At 70.8% G+C, this 17,301-nt stretch carries 13 protein-coding genes, 1 tRNA gene and 1 pseudogene; 9 read left to right on the forward strand and 6 right to left on the reverse strand.

From position 1 onward, the window contains the following. The first annotated feature begins 42 nt into the window (after positions 1 to 42). The 7 genes from OG214_RS17380 (at position 43) to OG214_RS17410 (ending at position 8,832) form a co-directional block, all read left to right on the forward strand. The gene (locus tag OG214_RS17380; protein ID WP_405985223.1) at positions 43 to 1,536 is read left to right on the forward strand and encodes a lactate utilization protein B; all 1,494 of its coding nucleotides are present in this window, start codon (positions 43 to 45) and stop codon (positions 1,534 to 1,536) included. Next, positions 1,533 to 2,213 carry a lactate utilization protein C gene (locus tag OG214_RS17385; RefSeq protein WP_405985224.1) on the forward strand — a complete coding sequence of 227 codons (681 nt, stop codon included), beginning with the start codon at positions 1,533 to 1,535 and terminating at the stop codon, positions 2,211 to 2,213. Before OG214_RS17380 ends, OG214_RS17385 begins: the two co-directional genes overlap by 4 nt. Positions 2,214 to 2,287: 74 nt before the next feature. Continuing rightward, positions 2,288 to 3,187, forward strand: coding sequence for an alpha/beta hydrolase fold domain-containing protein (locus OG214_RS17390; protein ID WP_405985225.1), 900 nt, complete (start codon positions 2,288 to 2,290; stop codon positions 3,185 to 3,187). Between the two features lie 8 nt (positions 3,188 to 3,195). Further along, positions 3,196 to 7,383: a SpoIIE family protein phosphatase gene (locus OG214_RS17395; protein ID WP_405985226.1), complete on the forward strand. Its 4,188-nt coding sequence runs from the start codon at positions 3,196 to 3,198 to the stop codon at positions 7,381 to 7,383. Continuing rightward, a complete protein-coding gene (locus tag OG214_RS17400; RefSeq protein ID WP_363083858.1) occupies positions 7,383 to 7,670 on the forward strand; it encodes an STAS domain-containing protein in 288 nt (95 codons plus the stop codon). Before OG214_RS17395 ends, OG214_RS17400 begins: the two co-directional genes overlap by 1 nt. A 312-nt stretch (positions 7,671 to 7,982) precedes the next feature. Next, complete coding sequence (locus OG214_RS17405; RefSeq protein WP_363083857.1) at positions 7,983 to 8,153, forward strand: hydrophobic protein; 171 nt, start codon at positions 7,983 to 7,985, stop codon at positions 8,151 to 8,153. 328 nt (positions 8,154 to 8,481) lie between these two features. Continuing rightward, on the forward strand, positions 8,482 to 8,832 hold the full coding sequence (locus tag OG214_RS17410; RefSeq protein ID WP_405985227.1) for a PRC-barrel domain-containing protein: 351 nt from the start codon (positions 8,482 to 8,484) through the stop codon (positions 8,830 to 8,832). Between the two features lie 78 nt (positions 8,833 to 8,910). Here OG214_RS17410 and OG214_RS17415 read toward each other — a convergent pair whose 3' ends face one another. Then, complete coding sequence (locus OG214_RS17415) at positions 8,911 to 9,108, reverse strand: ferredoxin (protein ID WP_363080461.1); 198 nt, start codon at positions 9,106 to 9,108, stop codon at positions 8,911 to 8,913. A gap of 12 nt (positions 9,109 to 9,120) precedes the next feature. After that, positions 9,121 to 9,417: pseudogene (locus OG214_RS17420) on the reverse strand (cytochrome P450); the annotation flags it as partial. A 7-nt stretch (positions 9,418 to 9,424) separates the two neighbouring features. Between OG214_RS17420 and OG214_RS17425 the strand changes: the two are divergent. Next, a complete protein-coding gene (locus tag OG214_RS17425; RefSeq protein WP_405985228.1) occupies positions 9,425 to 9,808 on the forward strand; it encodes an RHS repeat-associated core domain-containing protein in 384 nt (127 codons plus the stop codon). Between the two features lie 40 nt (positions 9,809 to 9,848). Further along, the gene (locus tag OG214_RS17430; protein WP_363080463.1) at positions 9,849 to 10,301 is read left to right on the forward strand and encodes a hypothetical protein; all 453 of its coding nucleotides are present in this window, start codon (positions 9,849 to 9,851) and stop codon (positions 10,299 to 10,301) included. A 149-nt stretch (positions 10,302 to 10,450) separates the two neighbouring features. Here the strand turns inward: OG214_RS17430 and OG214_RS17435 are convergent. From OG214_RS17435 to tmk, 4 genes are all read right to left on the reverse strand, one after another. Further along, a tRNA-Thr gene (locus tag OG214_RS17435) sits at positions 10,451 to 10,527 on the reverse strand. 97 nt (positions 10,528 to 10,624) lie between these two features. After that, positions 10,625 to 12,187, reverse strand: coding sequence for an alpha/beta hydrolase (locus OG214_RS17440; protein ID WP_363080467.1), 1,563 nt, complete (start codon positions 12,185 to 12,187; stop codon positions 10,625 to 10,627). A 157-nt stretch (positions 12,188 to 12,344) separates the two neighbouring features. Beyond that, positions 12,345 to 13,550: a DNA polymerase III subunit delta' gene (locus OG214_RS17445; protein ID WP_363080468.1), complete on the reverse strand. Its 1,206-nt coding sequence runs from the start codon at positions 13,548 to 13,550 to the stop codon at positions 12,345 to 12,347. Between the two features lie 201 nt (positions 13,551 to 13,751). Then, complete coding sequence (gene tmk / locus OG214_RS17450) at positions 13,752 to 17,246, reverse strand: dTMP kinase (RefSeq protein WP_405985229.1); 3,495 nt, start codon at positions 17,244 to 17,246, stop codon at positions 13,752 to 13,754. Positions 17,247 to 17,301 lie beyond the last annotated feature (55 nt).

Consider the following 17,301-nt stretch of genomic DNA (forward strand, 5'->3'; position numbering starts at 1 on the left):
CTCTGCGACAACTGGAACACCCGCGCTGAACGGAACCCCGCGATGAGCGGAACCTATCTGGGGATGCCCGCCTTTCCCCGCGCGGCGGCCGAGGCCACCCAGGACGACCGGCTGCGGGCGAATCTGACCCGGGCCACCGGCACCATCCGCGCCAAGCGCGCGCAGGCCGTCGCCGAGCTCGACGACTGGGCCGAGCTGCGCGCCGCGGGCGCGGCGATCAAGGACCGTACGCTGCGCCATCTCGACCACTATCTGGAGCTGCTGGAGACGGCGGTCACCCGGGCGGGCGGGGTGGTGCACTGGGCACCGGACGCCGCCGAGGCCAACCGGATCGTGGCGGAGCTGGTGAAGGCCACCGGAGAGACCGAGGTCGTCAAGGTCAAGTCCATGGCCACCCAGGAGACCGGCCTCAACGAGGCCCTGGCCGCCGAGGGCATCACCGCCTACGAGACCGATCTCGCCGAACTGATCGTGCAGTTGGGCGACGACCGCCCCTCCCACATCCTGGTCCCCGCGATCCACAAGAACCGCGCCGAGATCCGGGACATCTTCCGCGAGACCATGGGCCGGTGGGGACGCCCGGCACCCGAGGGGCTCACCGACGATCCCGCCGAGCTGGCCGAGGCGGCGCGGCTGCATCTGCGGGAGAAGTTCCTGACCGCCAAAGTGGCCGTCTCCGGCGGGAACTTCATGGTCGCGGAGACGGGCACGCTGGTGGTCGTGGAGTCCGAGGGCAACGGCCGGATGTGTCTGACCCTGCCCGAGACACTGATCTCCGTGGTGGGCATCGAGAAGGTGGTGCCCACCTGGCGCGATCTGGAGGTCTTCCTCCAGACCCTGCCGCGCTCCTCCACCGCCGAGCGGATGAACCCGTACACCTCGATGTGGACCGGCACCACCGACGGCGACGGGCCGAGGGCATTCCATCTGGTCCTGCTCGACAACGGACGTACGGACACCCTGGCCGACACCGTCGGACGCCAGGCGCTGCGCTGTATCCGCTGCTCGGCGTGTCTCAATGTCTGCCCGGTGTACGAGCGGGCCGGCGGCCACGCGTACGGCTCGCCCTACCCCGGTCCCATCGGCGCCATCCTCACCCCGCAGCTCCGGGGCACCGGCACCGAACTGGACGCGTCCCTGCCCTACGCCTCCTCCCTGTGCGGCGCCTGCTACGAGGTCTGTCCCGTCGCCATCGACATCCCCGAGGTCCTCGTCCATCTCCGCGAACGGGTGGCGGACCAAGGCGGTGCGGGGCACCGGCTGGAGAAGGCGGCCATACGCGCCGCGGGCTGGGTCCTCGACCGTCCCGCCGTACTCGCGGCGGCCGAGCGCGCCGCCTCCCGCACCCGGCGGCTGCATCCCCGGCGGCTGCCAGGACCGGGCGCCGGTGCCTGGAGCGGCTCCCGCGATCTGCCTCGTATGCCCGCCGAGCCGTTCCGCGACTGGTGGCGGGCCAACCGTGCGGACCGCGCCGACCGTGCGGACCGCGCCGACGGTACGGACGACGTCAACCGTACGGAAGAGGAGCGGGCATGAGCAGCGGAGCGCCGACGGGACGAGGAGCGTCCCCGAGCGGCCGGGACCTGGTCTTCGGCCGGATCCGCGCGGCCCTGGGCGATGTCCCCCGCCAGGAGCGCCCGGAGGACGTCCCCATTGCCCGCGGCTACCGGACCGCGCACGCCCCGGACGATCCCGCCGGGCTGCTGGATCTGCTCCAGGACCGGCTCACCGAGTACCGGGCCACCGTGTACCGCTGCCGTCCCGCCGAACTGCCCGGGACGGTGGCCTCGGTGCTGGCCCGGCGGGGCGCTCGTACGGTGATCGTCCCCGATGGGCTGCCGGCGCGGTGGCTCGCCGAGGCCTCGGTCGAGCGCCTCGGTGACGCCCCGCCGCTCAGCCCCCGGGCCTGCGAGGAGGCGGACAGTGTGGTGACCGGCTGCGCGGTCGCCGTCGCGGAGACGGGCACGATCGTGCTGGACGGCGGACCGGGTCAGGGCCGCCGCGCACTGAGCCTGGTCCCGGACCACCACCTCTGTGTGGTGCGCGCTCCTGAGCAGCTCGTCGCCTCGGTGCCGGCCGCGGTGGCGAGGCTCGTACCGACCCGTCCGCTGACCTGGATCTCGGGCCCTTCGGCCACCAGCGACATCGAACTGGAACGGGTGGAAGGCGTGCACGGCCCACGGACACTGGACGTCGTACTGGTCGAGGCCTGAGGCTTACGCCCGGGTCCGGGCCCGCCGGTCTTCGCGTCCACCGAGAATCCCGTCCACCGAGAACTGGAGCAGCCGTGGAATCCGAACCCGGTCCGATCACCTGGCCGCCGCCCGAGCTCGCCGTGGCGCCCGTACAGCTGCCACCGGCCGCTCCCGCCACCGGCGCCGACGGCGTGCGCCGGTACGACGGGCTGAGCTATGCCACCAACTCCGGTTACCGGCCGCGTCTGCTCGACCTGTCCGTACCGGCGGGGGCCGGGCCCGTCCCCGTGGTGGTGTGGATCCACGGCGGCGCCTGGATGGAGGGCGACCGGCGCTACCCGCCGCCGACCGTGAGCGCGGATCTCCTCTTCGGCTCCCTGCTGCGGGCCGGACTGGCCGTCGCCACCATCGACTACCGCCATGCCCGCGAAGCCCCCTTCCCCGCCCAGCTCCACGACGTCAAGGCGGCCATCCGCTATCTGCGCCACTACGCGGGGACGCTCGGGATCGACGGGACGCGGATCGGCGTCTGGGGCGAGTCGGCGGGCGGCCATCTGGCCGCGCTGGCCGGACTGACCGGCGCGGCGGGCCCCGCGCTCGACGGTACGGAGGGGATCGCGGAGGGCGACACGACGGTCGCGGCGGTCGTGGACTGGTACGGCGTCGCCGATCTGGAGTCACTGCTGACGGAGTGGACCGACCCCGGCAACCCCGCCGTCACCTTCCTGGGCGGCACCCCGGCGGCGGCGGCCTCCCCCGTCACCTACGCGCACACACCGGCACCGCCCTTCCTGCTGATCCACGGCACCGCCGACACCGTCGTCCCCTTCGCCCACAGCGAGCGCCTGGCCGAACTCCTCCGCGCCGCCGGCAACGACGCGGAAGTCGTCCCCGTCCCGGGCGCCGAACACATCTTCCTCAACGCCGACCCGGCCCCATTGGTCGCCCGCAGCGTCGCCTTCCTGATCCACCACCTGCGCAGACCGCGATAACAAGGAGTTTGTCAAACTGGTGCCATGACCACCTCTCCCGCTCCGGGCGAAGGACCCGTCCGGCCGGTGTCCAGTGCCGTGGCCGCAGCGCCCTGGAGTGCGCCCGCGAACTGGCCGTGGGACTCGCCTCGCAGCAGCTCGACCGCAGGCTGGAGGAGGGCGAGGGCGCCGGGCACACGCTCCGCGAGCACTATCTCGCGGGCAAGGACCCGGTCACCGTGAACGGCTTCCTCTTCAGCAGCTTCGGCGCGAACGTGGCCGTACTGCCCGGCCTGAGCGAGGACGAGCTGCGCGAGCGCTGGAGCCGCGGTGTCGACGACAAGTGGGAGCACAGCGAGTTCCGCTTCGTGCCCGCCGAGCCGGACGCGGTGCTGGACTTCCTGCTCGATCCGGCGCGCAGGGACACGTGGACGCCCTGCGGCCCCGCCCTCTTCTTCCATGCGATCGTCCGCACGATGACCCTGCGCCTCGGTGACGCCGGCGAAGGCCGCCTCAGTGTGGAACGCGCCATCGGTCCGGCGGTACGAAGGGCCGAGGAGACCGAGCGGGTCATCGGCGAGCGCCGGATGGCCACCCTGCGCGATCTCGGCTCCGACCCGAGCGTGGTGCGCACCGAGCAGGAGATGCTCGACTTCGCCGGCCGGCAGCTGGAGCGGAACCCGCACGACCTGCCGTTCACGCTGACCTATCTCTTCAACGACGACGGCAGCGCCCGGCTCACCGCCGCCACCGGGATCGCGGCGGGCCATCCCGCCGCCGCGGAGATCCTCCCCGCCGCCTCCGGGAGCGTGTGGCCGACGGCTGCCGCCGCCGGCGGCCGGTCGGTGGTGGTACCGCTGGACGGCGACGCGTTCTCCGACCTGCCGACCGGGGCGTGGCAGGAGCCACCCGCCCGCGCCCTGGTGGTGCCGCTGCTCCAGCAGGGCGGCACACCGTACGGGTTCATGGTGGCCGGCCTGAACCGCTACCGGTCCCTGGCCGAGGGCTACCGCGGCTTCGTGGACCTGGTCGCCGGTCATGTCGCCACCGGGGTGGCCAGCGCCCGCAGCTACCAGGCACAGCAGCGCCGGGCGGAGGAACTGGCGGAGCTGGACCGTGCGAAGACGACGTTCTTCTCCAACATCAGCCATGAGTTCCGCACCCCCCTCACCTTGATCACGGGCCCCGTTCAGGAGCTGCGCGAACGGCTCGCCGACGCGGACGCGGAGGTGCGTGAGGAGCTGGATGTCATCCACCGCAACGGGCTGCGGCTGGGCAAGCTGGTCAACACGCTGCTGGACTTCTCCCGCCTTGAGGCCGGCCGTATGCAGGCGAGCTACGAACCGGTCGACCTGGCCGCGGTCACCGGCGAGCTGGCCAGTGTCTTCCGCTCCGCCATCGACAAGGCCGGTCTGGACTTCCACGTCGACTGCGCACGGCTGCCCGAGCCCGTCCATATCGACCGGGGCATGTGGGAGAAGGTGATCCTCAACCTCCTCAGCAACGCGCTCAAGTTCACCTTCGACGGCTCGGTCCGGGTCGGCGTGCGCGCCGTGGACGGTGTGGCGGAGGTGACGGTCGAGGACACCGGGATCGGCGTCGCGGCCGAGGAGATGACCAGGCTGTTCGAACGGTTCCATCGTATCGAGAAGGCCCGCTCCCGCTCGAACGAGGGCAGCGGCATCGGCCTGGCCCTGGTCAAGGAGCTGATCGGCCTGCACGGCGGCACCATAACCGCCGTATCCACCGAGGGTCGGGGCACCTGCTTCACCATTCGGCTGCCGTTCGGATCCGCGCATCTGCCCGCCGGCGCCGTCCTCCGGGAAAGCAGCACGGACGCGGCGCCCATCACCGCCGATCCCTTCGTGCAGGAGGCCCTGCGGTGGCTGCCCGGTGAAGCGGCCTCCTCGGCGCCCGCGGCCCCCTCGCGGACACCCGGACCGGGGCCCGGCGCGGGGAGCCCGGCCCGGGTGCTGGTCGCCGACGACAACGCCGACATGCGCGAGTACCTCACCCGTCTGCTGCGCGGCGCCGGTTACACGGTCAGCACCGTCCACGACGGGCAGGAGGCGCTGGAGTCGATCCGTACCGAGGCTCCCGACCTGGTGGTCAGCGATGTCATGATGCCCCGTCTGGACGGCCTGGCCCTGGTCGAAGCGCTACGGGGTGACCCGCGGACCGCCTCGGTGCCGGTGCTGCTGCTGTCCGCTCGGGCCGGACAGGAGGCATCCATCGAGGGCCTCCAGGCCGGCGCCGACGACTATCTGGTCAAACCGTTCGCCGCCGCCGAACTCCTCGCCCGCGCCAGGGCGAACATCCAGCTGGCGCGACTGCGCGGCCACCACGCCCGCTGGCGCACCGCGCTGGTCGACTCCCTCCAGGAGGCCTTCTTCGTCTGCGACGAGGACGGCACGGTCGTCGAGATCAACACGGCCTTCACCGACATCCTCGGTTACGGCCCCGAGGGCCTGCCGTACCCGCCACTGCAACCGTGGTGGCCGGACGGCGACACCGATCCCGAGGCCCATCAAGAAGTACGGAGCGCCTTCGGCCGGCTGCTCGGCCACCCGAAGGGCAGCTACACCGTCCCCCTCACCCACCGCGAAGGACACCGGATCTGGGTCAGCGCCACCTTCAACCAGGTCCAGGATCCCGACACCGGCCGCACGGTGATCGTCGGCACCTTCCGCGATGTGACGGCCGAGCACTACGCCATCCAGCGTGAGAGCGCCCTGGCCGCCCTGGGAACGTGTCTGTCCCGGGCCACCAGCCTGTCCGAGGCGCTGGACGGCGCGCTGCGTGAGCTGAAAAAGCTCTGGCACGCCCGGAGGGTCATGGCCGCGGTCTTCGAGCACGGCGACGAACCCACCATGACGGCCACCGACCCGGACCTCACCTGGCGGAATCTGCCCGAGAAGAGGCGCCGGACGCTCACCGGTCTGCGCCGGCACTCGGCGCTCACCCCGGTCGCCGACCCCCCGGGGGCCGGCATCCTCCTGAAGCATCCCGACGGCCCGCTCGTCCTGTGGATCGATCTGGGTGAGCACCGGCCCTTCACCGGGGAGGACCAGCTGCTGCTGTCCCTGCTGGCCGGTCATCTCGCGCAGGGCCTGGCCCGCGCCCACCAGATCGACCAGCAGCGCGAGACCGCCATCGCACTGCAGCGCGCCATCCTCGGCCCCTCCCACCTGCCCGACGGCTTCGCCGTCCGCTACGAGCCCGCCACCCAGCCCCTGGAAGTCGGGGGCGACTGGTACGACACCATCTCCCTCCCCGACGGGCGTATCGGCATCGTCGTCGGCGACTGCGTCGGCCGCGGCCTGCAAGCCGCCACCGTCATGGGGCAATTGCGCAGTGCCTGCCGCGCCCTGCTGCTTCAGGACGCCCGCCCCGCCCAGATGCTGATGGCCCTGGACCGGTTCACCGCCGGCGTCCCCGGCGCGGTCTGCACCACCGTCTTCTGCGGTGTCCTCGACGCCGAGACCGGACAGCTGACGTACTCCAGCGCCGGCCATCCGCCCGGCATCCTCGTCCATCCGGACGGCACCACCCGCCTCCTGGAGGGCGGACGCTCACTGCCCCTGGCCGTCCGTCCCGGCACCGACCGCCCCGACGCCGGCTGCACCATCCGCGCCCGCTCCACCCTGCTGCTGTACACCGACGGCCTCGTCGAACGCCGTCGCCGCCCGCTCAGCGCGGGTATCGACCAGGCGGGCAAGGCACTTCAGGACGGCCGGAACACCGCCATCGACGACCTCGCCACCGATGTGATGGCCCGGCTGGCCCCCGCCGACGGATACGACGACGACGTCGCCCTGCTGCTGTACCGCCACCCCGCCCCGCTGGAGATGTCCTTCCCCGCCGAGTCCGCCCAGCTCGCCCCCGTCCGCAAAGCCCTGCGCGGCTGGCTCGACCAGTGCGACCTCCCCCCTCACACCGTGCAGAACGTCCTGGTCGCCGCCGGCGAAGCGTGCGCCAACGCCATCGAGCACGGCCACCGCGACGCCCCGGGCAATCCCGTCCACTTCCGAGCAGAGGCACTCGTCGACGACCTGCATCTGACCATCTCCGACACGGGCCGCTGGAAGACCCCCGAGCCCGAGCTCAACGCCCACCGCGGTCGGGGCATGAGCCTGATGCATGCCCTGATGCACGAGGTCACCGTCACCCCCGGCCCGTCCGGCACCACCGTCGACATGCACGCGAGGATCCCCTGATGACCACGCCCCTGACCCTCACCCCCGGCCGACGGCCCGACGGCACCGCCCTGCTGACCGCGGTCGGCGAGATCGACATGAGCAACACCGACGTCCTGGCCGCCGCCCTCGACAGCACGACCGGCCCCCTCGTCCTCGACCTCACCGGTGTCGAGTACCTCGACAGCGCGGGACTCAGCGTGCTGTTCCCCCACGCCGACCGGATCGAACTCATCGCCAACCCCCTCCTGGAGCCCGTCCTGACCATCTCGGGCCTCGCCGGCCTCACCACCATCCACGATTCGTGACCTCCCACACGGGACCGGGACGGGGGCGGAAAAGCCAGGGGCGCGGAAAGGCGGGGGCGCGAAAAGGGCAGGGGCAGAACGGGCGGGGGCAGAACGGGCGGGGGCGCGGACCACACCCGTACGGGCGGCCCAAAACGGCGTCCGGGGCCGCCTGAAAAGCCTTTCTTCTCACCGCGAACGCCGTCCTCAAACCTGGCGGACCGTCACCGGATTCCCGGTGATCCCGCGGCCGGAAACAGGCGTGGACTTTATGTGATGCGAACGCATGGCGGGGGAACTTCAGGGCACACGGTCTCCTGGAGGTTGATAACTATGGTTCCCCTGCTACTCGTTCTTCTGCTCGCCCTGATCCTTTTCGGTGCGGGCTTCGCACTCAAGGCCCTGTGGTGGATCGCGGTCATTATTCTCGTCGTATGGGTACTCGGATTCGTGATTCGCCCTGCCGCCACCGGCGGCAAGCGAGGCCGCTGGTACCGCTGGTAGACGCTCTGTCCGACCGTGACACGTGTGGGGTGGGCCCGGACGAATTCGTCCGGGCCCACCCCGCTTTTCCATGTGTCCGAAGGCGCCCGGAAAGGTGAGCGCGCCATTCGGGGGTAGGAGGTATTCGTGGCCGGGGTGCCTGTCGTGCGGCATCGGGAACCACGCCTCCACCACGGTGGACGCCCCGGCCCGCCGACATTCATATGCCGCGTCCACCGGTCGGTGAATACGACGGGCAACGGCGGGCACACGAGGGCTAGAACAATTCACGGAAGCTCGACCGTGATGATGCATTCCGTCCAGGAATCGTTGACGAAGGAGATATTTCGTGAGTGAGAACATGTGGGGCTACCAGCCGACGACGGGCCATACCGCCGGGAGCAGCCTGACCGGCTACAAGGTCGAGGCGACCGACGGGAGCATCGGCAAGGTCGACAAGCACTCCGACGACGTCGGCGCCTCGCACATCGTGGTCGACACCGGTGTATGGATCTTCGGCAAGCACGTCCTGCTGCCCGCCGGCCTCGTCAGCGCCATCGACACGGCCGAAGAGAAGATCTACATCGACCGGACCAAGGAGCAGATCAAGAACGCTCCCGAGTTCGACAAGGACAGGCACAGCGGGGACGCGGGCTATCACGACAAGATCGGCGGCTACTACGGGAGCCACCAGATCTGAGTCATCCGCAGGGGGGTGGGCCGGAGCAACCGCTCCGGCCCACCCCCATGACCGGGTCGGGCGGCGCGCGTGCGGCGGCTACGACTCGTCGAGGTCGATGGCCAGCGCCGGACACACCTGCGCGGCCATACGGACATCCGCGTGCAGCTCGGCGGCGGGAGTCTCCGTCAGCAGTACGACAACGCCGTCCTCGTCGCGCTGGTCGAAGACATCGGGTGCGAGCATGACGCACTGGCCGGCACCGACACACTTTTCTTGATCAACGGTAACGCGCATGGGGTGAACTCCTCACCAGGTGACGGGAAGCGAGTGGACGCCGTAGACGGTCATGTCCTCCTTGAAGGGCACTTCCTCGAAGGGAACGGCCAGATCCAAGGTGGGGATACGGCGGTAGAGCGTGCTGTACACGACCTGCAACTCGACCCGGGCCAGAGGCTGACCGAGGCACTGATGGATGCCGTAGCCGAACGCGACATGGTGACGCGACTGCCGGTGGATGTCCAGCACATCAGGGTCGGGGAACGCCGTCCCGTCACGATTGCCGACGTCGTTGGCCACGATGACGCCCTCGCCCGCCTTGATGCTCACTTTGATGGGGGCACGCGTCTACGACCCCACCACCGGCCGGTTCCTGCAGTCGGACCCGATCGCCGACGGCGGTGCCAACACCTACGGTTATCCGGCCGACCCGGTCAATATGTATGATCTGAACGGGAAATGGTGGTCTTGGTCCAAGTGGAAAAAGTTCGCCATCTGTGTCGCCACCGTCGCCGCCTTCCTGGCCAGCTTCACACCGGCTGGAGCCAGCCTGCGGCTCATTCGTGCCATCCGAGTCATCAGGAACGTCGGCATTCGACGGTTTGTGAGCTACGTCCGCGCCATGCGGCGAGGCAAGAAGGTCAAGGGCACAGTTCGGCACGCGGCAGCCGTCATCCTCGGCTACCCGGCAATCAAGGCCGCGTGTAAGGGGATCTGACCACGGCAGGTGCCCCGCGGCCCCGGCCGCGGGGCACCTGATGAACCTCCATCTCTCTCGGGAAAGCAAATACATGTCCATGAAGGAATCGGCGTCCGTCGTCGACGGATTGGCTTCGGCGACAGCGGTCGCAAGCCTCGTCGCGGCGATAGGCATCATCGTGCTCGGGTTCGTCGCACGGGAATTGATGTCGAAGTCGTCACGAGTACGTCGAGGAGAGACAAGCAGCCAGGCGGCCGGTGAAGGTATCCGAGCGGCCCTGCTCGGTGGCGTCGCCGCAGTGCTCGGCCATGGTGTCGGTTCCGCGATGAGTGGAAGGTGGACCGTCTCCTTCTTCATCGCACTCGAAGTCCTGATCTATGCGACCGCCCTGCAGTTCCTCACCACGTCACTGATCTGGCGCGGCTGGGGACCAAAGTCCCGCGGACGCGCGGTGGTATGCGCCGCAGTGCTTGCCCTCGCGGGCAGCGCGGCTTGGACTTACACCGCTTGAAGCCTGGGACCCAGCGCATCATAAGACGCCGGGGGAGGCACCGTCGCACGGATTGCCTCGCCCCGGCCCGCGCCTCACCCGAATTGCGAAGATTCCAAGGTCAACAAAAGAGAAACCCCCAGGCCAGAAGTCTGACCTGGGGTTTTCCGTGGAGCCGCCTTCGGGATTCGAACCCGAGACCTACGCATTACGAGTGCGTTGCTCTGGCCAACTGAGCTAAGGCGGCGTGCCGTGTGGACCATGGTGCGGTCTGCGGCGCCGCCAAGTCTACACAGTTTCGGGGGGTGCTCCGTACATGCCTGGGGTGGGGGTCTTGTCGCAGGTCAGGAGCACTTCTTGGCGTTCGGTGGGGGTGTGCCCTCCAGGAGGTAGGTGTTGATCGCCGTGTCGATGCAGTCGCTGCCCCGGCCGTAGGCCGTGTGGCCGTCGCCGTCGTAGGTGAGCAGGGTGCCGGAGGAGAGCTGGGCGGCCAGGGACTGGGCCCATTTGTACGGGGTGGCCGGGTCGCGGGTGGTGCCTACCACGACGATCGGGGCCGCGCCCTTCGCCTCGATGCGGTGCGGGGTGCCGGTGGCCTCGGTGGGCCAGTAGGAGCAGTTCAGGGAGGCCCAGGCGAGGCCCCGGCCGAAGACCGGGGAGGCCTGTTCGAAGGAGGGGAGCGCCTGGGTGACCTCTTCGGGGCCGGTGAAGGCGGGCGGGAGGTCCAGGCAGTTCACGGCCGAGTTGGCGTACATCAGGTTCGCGTACGCGCCGTCGCCGTCACGCTCGTAGTACGAGTCGGCCAGCGCGAGAAGAGGGGCGCCGTCGCCGTCCATCGCGGCGGCCAGGGCATCGCGGAGCTGGGGCCAGGCGGATTCGTCGTACATCGCGGCGATCACACCGGTCGTGGCGAGGGACTCGCCCAGCTGGCGGCTCTCGCCGGTGGGGACGGGCCTGGCGTCCAGAGTCAGGAAGAAGGCCTTCATCCGGGTCGAGACCTCGGCCGCGGAGGTCCTGCCCAGGGGACAGTCCGTCTGCTTGACACAGTCCTGGGCGAAGGACTGGAAGGCCGTCTCGAAGCCGGCGGTCTGATCGCGGTTCAGATCTCGGGCCGGCAGGGACGGGTCCATCGCGCCGTCGAGGACGAGCCGGCCCGTGCGCTCCGGGAACAGCTCGGCGTAGGTCGCCCCCAGAAAGGTGCCGTACGAGGCGCCCACGTACGACAGCTTCTTGTCGCCCAGCGCGGCGCGGAAGATGTCCATGTCACGGGCCGCCTCGACCGTGGAGACATGCGGGAGGATATCGCCCGAACGCTTCTCGCAGCCCTGGGCGAACTTCTTGAAGGACTCGGTCAGCAGCCCGGTCTCGGCCTGGTCGTCAGGAGTCTGGTCGACCTGCGTGTACGCGTCCATCTCCGCACCGGTGAGACATTCGACCGGTTCGCTGCGGGCGACTCCGCGCGGGTCGATGGCGGCCATGTCGTACCGGGCCCGGACGGGAGCCGGATAGCCGATACCGGCATACCCCTGGAGATAACCGATCGCCGAGCCCCCGGGGCCGCCCGGGTTGACCAGGAGCGAGCCCAGCCGCGTGCCGGGACCCGTGGCCTTCTTACGGGCGACGGCCAGCTTGATCTCGGTCCCGTCCGGCTTGGCGTAGTCGAGCGGGGCCTTCAGCGTGGCGCACTGGAAACCGGGGGCTCCGCACGCGCGCCACGCGAGCTTCTGGTCGTAGAACTTCTTCAGGGCCGCCGGATCCGGCTTCGAGGCTCTCGTGCCCGAGGCCGACGTGCCGGAGTCCGTCGTACCCGAGGTCGATGTGCCCGAGGTCGGCGTACAACCGAAGATCAGCAGACCGGCCGCGGCCAGGGCGGTGGCGGAGACACGGAGCAGGCGCCTGTTGTCCATTCCGGGAGCCTAGCCGCCGGATGGCGTATACCGCCCGTCGGTACTCGTACGGGTGAGTACACCGTTTATCAGCCCGCCAGCACCGCCAGCACGTCAGGCCCACCCGCGGCCCGCCCGCTCCTACCCGCGCCTGCCCGCACAGTCAGCGCCCGCGCTGTCAGCCCGCCCGTAGGGATACCGCCATCGCCTCCACCGCCAGCAGCGGCGCCACATTGCGGTCCAGCGCCTCGCGGCAGGCGCTGATCGCCTCTATCCGGCGCAGGGTCCGCTCAGGCGTCGAGGCTCGGGCGACACGGTCCAGCGCGTCCCGTACGTCCCCGTTGGCGAGCGCGACCCGCGAGCCGAACTGGAGCGTCAGCACATCGCGGTAGAAACCGGTCAGGTCTGTGAGGGCGAGATCGAGGCTGTCCCGCTGGGTACGGGTGGAACGCCGCTTCTGGCGGTCGGCCAGTTCCTTCATGACCCCCGCCGTCCCCCGGGGCATCCGGCCGCCCGCCGAAGCGCCGAGCGCGGCCTTCATGTCCTCGGTCTCCTTGGCGTCCACATCCTCGGCGACCTGTCTGGCGTCCTCCGTCGCCGCGTCGATCAGCTCCTGGGCGGCCCTGAGACAGCCGCCGATGTCGTCCACGCGCAGGGGCATCTTGAGCACGGTGGCACGGCGGGCACGGGCCCGGTCGTCGGTGGCGAGGCGACGGGCGCGGCCGATATGTCCCTGGGTGGCACGGGCTGCGGCATGGGCGGCCTCCGGCTCGATCCCGTCGCGCCGGATCAGCACATCGGCGACGGCGTCCACCGCCGGCGTACGCAGGACAAGATGGCGGCAGCGCGAGCGGATGGTGGGCAGAACGTCCTCCAGGGAGGGCGCGCAGAGCAGCCAGACCGTACGGGGCGCCGGCTCCTCCACCGCCTTCAGCAGAACATTGCCCGCGCCCTCGGTGAGGCGGTCGGCGTCCTCCAGCACGATGACCTGCCAGCGGCCTCCGGCCGGGGAGAGCTGGGCGCGGCGCACCAGCTCACGGGTCTCCTTGACGCCGATGGAGAGCAGGTCGGTACGGATCACCTCGACGTCGGCGTGCGTGCCGATCAGGCTCGTATGGCAGCCGTCGCAGAACCCGCAGCCCGGCTCTCCGCCGAGCGCGCGGTCCGGGCTGACGCACTGGAGCGCGGCGGCGAAGGCGCGGGCTGCGGTGGAACGGCCCGAGCCCGGCGGCCCGGTGAACAGCCACGCGTGCGTCATCTTCGAGGCCTCGGGCGGCGGGGTGCCCGAGGCCTCGGCCGTCACCCGCGCGTCGGCGTCACGGGCGGCGGCGGAGAGCGCCACATGGACGCGGTCCTGCCCGACCAGGTCGTCCCATACGGTCATACGCCGTCACCGCTCCTTGCCGTCCGCTGCCCTACCCTGCTCTTTCCTGCCCAGCCGCGCGCGTGGGCGCCTTACCGTGCCCATGCGTGCCGTGCCGCTCGGAGCGCCCTGTGCCGCTTCGATTCCATTGGCTCCGATTCCATTGTGGGGGCAGGGTCTGACAGTCCCTCCCCCACTTCAGGGCTCAGCGGCCTTCAGGGCTCAGCGGCGACGGCGCCTGCTGTCCGTCTCGTCGTCGCCCTCGTGCGGGCCGAGCAGTTCGTCCGCCAGGCTCGGAAGATCGTCCAGCGGAGTCTCCTCCGCCCAGTCCGAGCGGCGGCGCGGGCGCTGCTGCTCCGGCTCCCCTTCGGCACTGCCCTGCGGAGGGAACTGCGGCAGCTCGCGTGTGCGTTCGTTGCCGCCGTCGGCGGGCGGAGCCGGTTCGTCCTCGCGGAAGTAGCCCCGCGGCACCCGGTCGGCGGGATCACTGTTCCGTACGGGCGGAAGTACGGCGGTCTCATCGACCGCGCGCGCTTCCTGTGCGTCCCGGACCTCGACCGTGCCCCGCCGCTCCCCGTCCCGTACCGGCGCCGACGGCACCTGAGGCAGCACAGCCGTCTCGTCCGCCGCCCGACCGGCCTCCCGGTCGGGCGATGCCGACCGCTCGGACCGCTCGGACCGCTCGGACCGCTCGGACCACTCGGGCCGCTCCGGCATGCGCGGAATGACCCTCGTCTCCTCGGCGTCACGCGCCCCCGCCGCCTGCGCGTCGTCAGGCCGTACCGCCGGGACCTCCTGGGTCACCGCGTCCGAAGCGTCCGCCGGCTTCGGAGCGTCCATCGGCTTCTTCACGAACGCCGTGGGCACCGTGATCTCATTCGGCGAGATCGCGGACTCGGCAACGGAGCCGTCGGCTGAACCAGCAGCGAATCCTCCGGCGGAACCTCCCGCAGTCCCCGCAGTCCCCGCAGCTCCCGCCGACTCGTCCGCGAGCCGCCGTGCCTCCTCGGCCCGCAGCAAGGCCTCCTCCGCCTTGCGCTGCTTCTCCTGGCGCCGCTCCTCGGCCTCGGCGCGCAGCCGCGCCTCCTCCTGAGCCTGCCTCCTGAGCCGCGCCTGCTCCGCCTCGTACGCCCGCTCCTCGGCCTCCCGCCGCTTACGCTCCTCCTCGGCCAGCCGCCGTGCCTCCTCGGCACGCACCCTGGCCTCCTCCGCCTGCCGCTCGGCCTCGCGCTGCCGTGCCTCCTCCAGCTCGCGGCGCTTGCGCTCCTCCTCCTCGGCCCGGAGCTTGGCGAGCTGCGCCTCGCGCTCACGCTCCAGCCGCTCCTCCTCCGCCTTGCGCGCGGCCTCTTCCTCCGCCTTGCGCCGGGCCTCCTCGATGGCGGCCTTCCGCGCGTCTTCGCGGGCCTTCACCTCGGCCTCGGAGAGGGGCAGCATCTGGTCGAGCCGGTGCCGTACGACCGTGGTGACCGCCTCCGGCTCCTGCCCGCCGTCCACGACGAGATAACGGGCGGGATCGGCGGCGGCCAGGGTGAGGAAGCCCGACCGTACTCGCTGGTGGAACTCGGCCGGCTCGGACTCCAGCCGGTCCGGGGCCTCCGTGAACCGCTCGCGTGCCGTCTCCGGCGAGACATCGAGCAGCACGGTGAGGTGCGGTACGAGACCGTCCGTCGCCCAACGCGAGATACGGGCGATCTCGGTCGGCGAGAGGTCCCGCCCCGCGCCCTGGTAGGCCACGGACGAATCGATGTAGCGGTCGGAGATGACGATCGCGCCGCGCTCCAGGGCGGGGCGTACGACCGAGTCCACATGCTCGGCGCGATCGGCGGCGTACAGCAGTGCCTCCGCGCGGTTCGACAGACCAGCGCTCGACACGTCCAGCAAGATCGAGCGCAGCCGCTTGCCGACCGGCGTGGCGCCCGGCTCGCGGGTGACCACCACTTCGTGGCCCTTGGCACGGATCCATTCGGCCAGCGCCTCGACCTGGGTCGACTTGCCAGCGCCGTCGCCGCCCTCGATCGCCAGGAAGAACCCGCTCGCGGCTGCCGGGGCCGGAACCGGATCCGCGCCCCCGCGCAGCGCGTCCCGCAGGTCACGGCGCAGCGGGACACCGGAACGGTCGTCCGTCTTGGCGAGGACGACCGCCGCGACCGGGAGCAACAGCGCGCCTACCAGCATCAGCGTGAAGGCCGCGCCGTCGTGCGCGAAGACGAAGGTTCCATTGGCGAGGCGGTGCGGGCCGATGGCCGCGGCGACGAGGGGGGCGACGACCACGCCGACTGCGACAAAGACCCTTACGACGGCTTGAAGGTGTTCGGTGACTCGGTTACGACGGTACTCCTCCGCCTCCAGGTCGATAAGCGCGTGTCCGGTACTCGCCACGACACCGGCCCCGAAGCCGGCGAACAGCGCGATGAACAGCACAGTCGCCGTGTCCGGCACCAGTCCCATCGCCAGCAGCGCGATGCCGGTGAGCGCGATGGCCAGCGCGAACAGGCGTCGCCGCGACAGAGCGGGCAGCACCTTCTGGGCGCGGCGGATACCGAGTCCCGTGCCGCCGGTCAGCGCGAGGACCAGCAGGGCGAAGGCGACGGGACCGCCGCCCAGGTCCTTGGCGTGGAGTACGGAGACGGCGACGGCGGACGCGACGGCTCCCGCGATCGCGCCGCACGCGAGGACCAGCAGCGGAAGAGCGCCCGTACGTCCCTTGTCCCGGCCCCCGGCGCCACCTGCGGCGGACGGACGCCGCAGCCCTTCGATCGGGGAGCGCGGACGGGGCGTATGGCCGTCGGGCAGTTCAAGGAAGTACAGGGTGGACACGGACGCGGCGAACAGCCCCGCCGCGACATACGAGCCGAGGGCCGCCTGATGCAGCGAGAACCAGTCGATGCCCGTCCCGAGCAGATTGCCGACCAGCGTGGCGACGAGCAGGACGGCCGCCGCGACGGGCACCGCGGCGAAGGCCGTACGCAGGGAGAGCCGGCGCAGCGCGTCGAAGTGGTCGGGAAGCGGTCGTACCGCGGCACCCTCCAGCGGCGGGGCCGGCAGCAGGGCGGGGGCGGCGCTCTCCTTGGCGACCGTCCAGAACCTCTCGGCGACACCGAGGACGAAGACCGTGCTCAGGAGGATCGGGAGCGCGCGGTCGGGCGACCATTCGAGCCACAGCGGCGCGATGATGAGCAGCACGAGACGGAGTACATCCGCGACGATCATGGTCCAGCGACGGTCCAGCGGACCACCGTCCCTCGCCGGTTTGGCGGACTTCTTGGCGGCCCCGGCGGCACCGGCGGTACCAACGGCGTCGGAGTCTCCGCCGGCCGCACCAACCGCACCAGCCGCACCTGTGCCGACGGTCCCGGTCACCGGCACAGGCCGTGCCCCGCTACCCGGTGCGAGCAGCCCCGAAAGCGGTCGGAGAAGGACCGTTCCGAACAGCAGCGTGGCCAGGACCCGTGCGCCGAACACGGCCGCGACGGCGAACGCCGCGCCCCGGTATCCCGCACCGAATGAGCCCTCGGCGATCGCCGCCTGCAACGACAGCAGCAGAAGCACGAGTACGGCGAGTACGTCGCCGATGCCGCCGGCGAACTGCGCCCCCCACAACCGCCTGAGCGGAGGAAGGCGCAGCAGGGACCGCACGGCACGCTCTCGTGAGTCTGCGGCAAGTGCGTCGGAGTCGGAGGTGGGGCTCACGACCGTTGGCTGCTCGGCTCGCGTCATCCGCCCAGCCTATCCGGAGCTGTTGACTCCCTGGAGCCGCTGTCCGAACACGTGG

Origin of the sequence: Streptomyces sp. NBC_00872, assembly GCF_045161915.1 — a bacterium.
In the GTDB taxonomy this organism is placed as follows: Bacteria; Actinomycetota; Actinomycetes; order Streptomycetales; family Streptomycetaceae; genus Streptomyces.

Coding starts and splice junctions, on each gene's coding strand:
- OG214_RS17380 (WP_405985223.1), top strand. CDS start 43: ATGAGCGGAACCTATCTGGGGATGCCCGCCTTTCCCCGCGCGGCGGCC.
- OG214_RS17385 (WP_405985224.1), top strand. CDS start 1,533: ATGAGCAGCGGAGCGCCGACGGGACGAGGAGCGTCCCCGAGCGGCCGG.
- OG214_RS17400 (WP_363083858.1), top strand. CDS start 7,383: ATGACCACGCCCCTGACCCTCACCCCCGGCCGACGGCCCGACGGCACC.
- OG214_RS17405 (WP_363083857.1), top strand. CDS start 7,983: ATGGTTCCCCTGCTACTCGTTCTTCTGCTCGCCCTGATCCTTTTCGGT.
- OG214_RS17415 (WP_363080461.1), bottom strand. CDS start 9,108: ATGCGCGTTACCGTTGATCAAGAAAAGTGTGTCGGTGCCGGCCAGTGC.
- OG214_RS17425 (WP_405985228.1), top strand. CDS start 9,425: ATGGGGGCACGCGTCTACGACCCCACCACCGGCCGGTTCCTGCAGTCG.
- OG214_RS17430 (WP_363080463.1), top strand. CDS start 9,849: ATGAACCTCCATCTCTCTCGGGAAAGCAAATACATGTCCATGAAGGAA.
- OG214_RS17440 (WP_363080467.1), bottom strand. CDS start 12,187: ATGGACAACAGGCGCCTGCTCCGTGTCTCCGCCACCGCCCTGGCCGCG.
- OG214_RS17445 (WP_363080468.1), bottom strand. CDS start 13,550: ATGACCGTATGGGACGACCTGGTCGGGCAGGACCGCGTCCATGTGGCG.
- tmk (WP_405985229.1), bottom strand. CDS start 17,246: ATGACGCGAGCCGAGCAGCCAACGGTCGTGAGCCCCACCTCCGACTCC.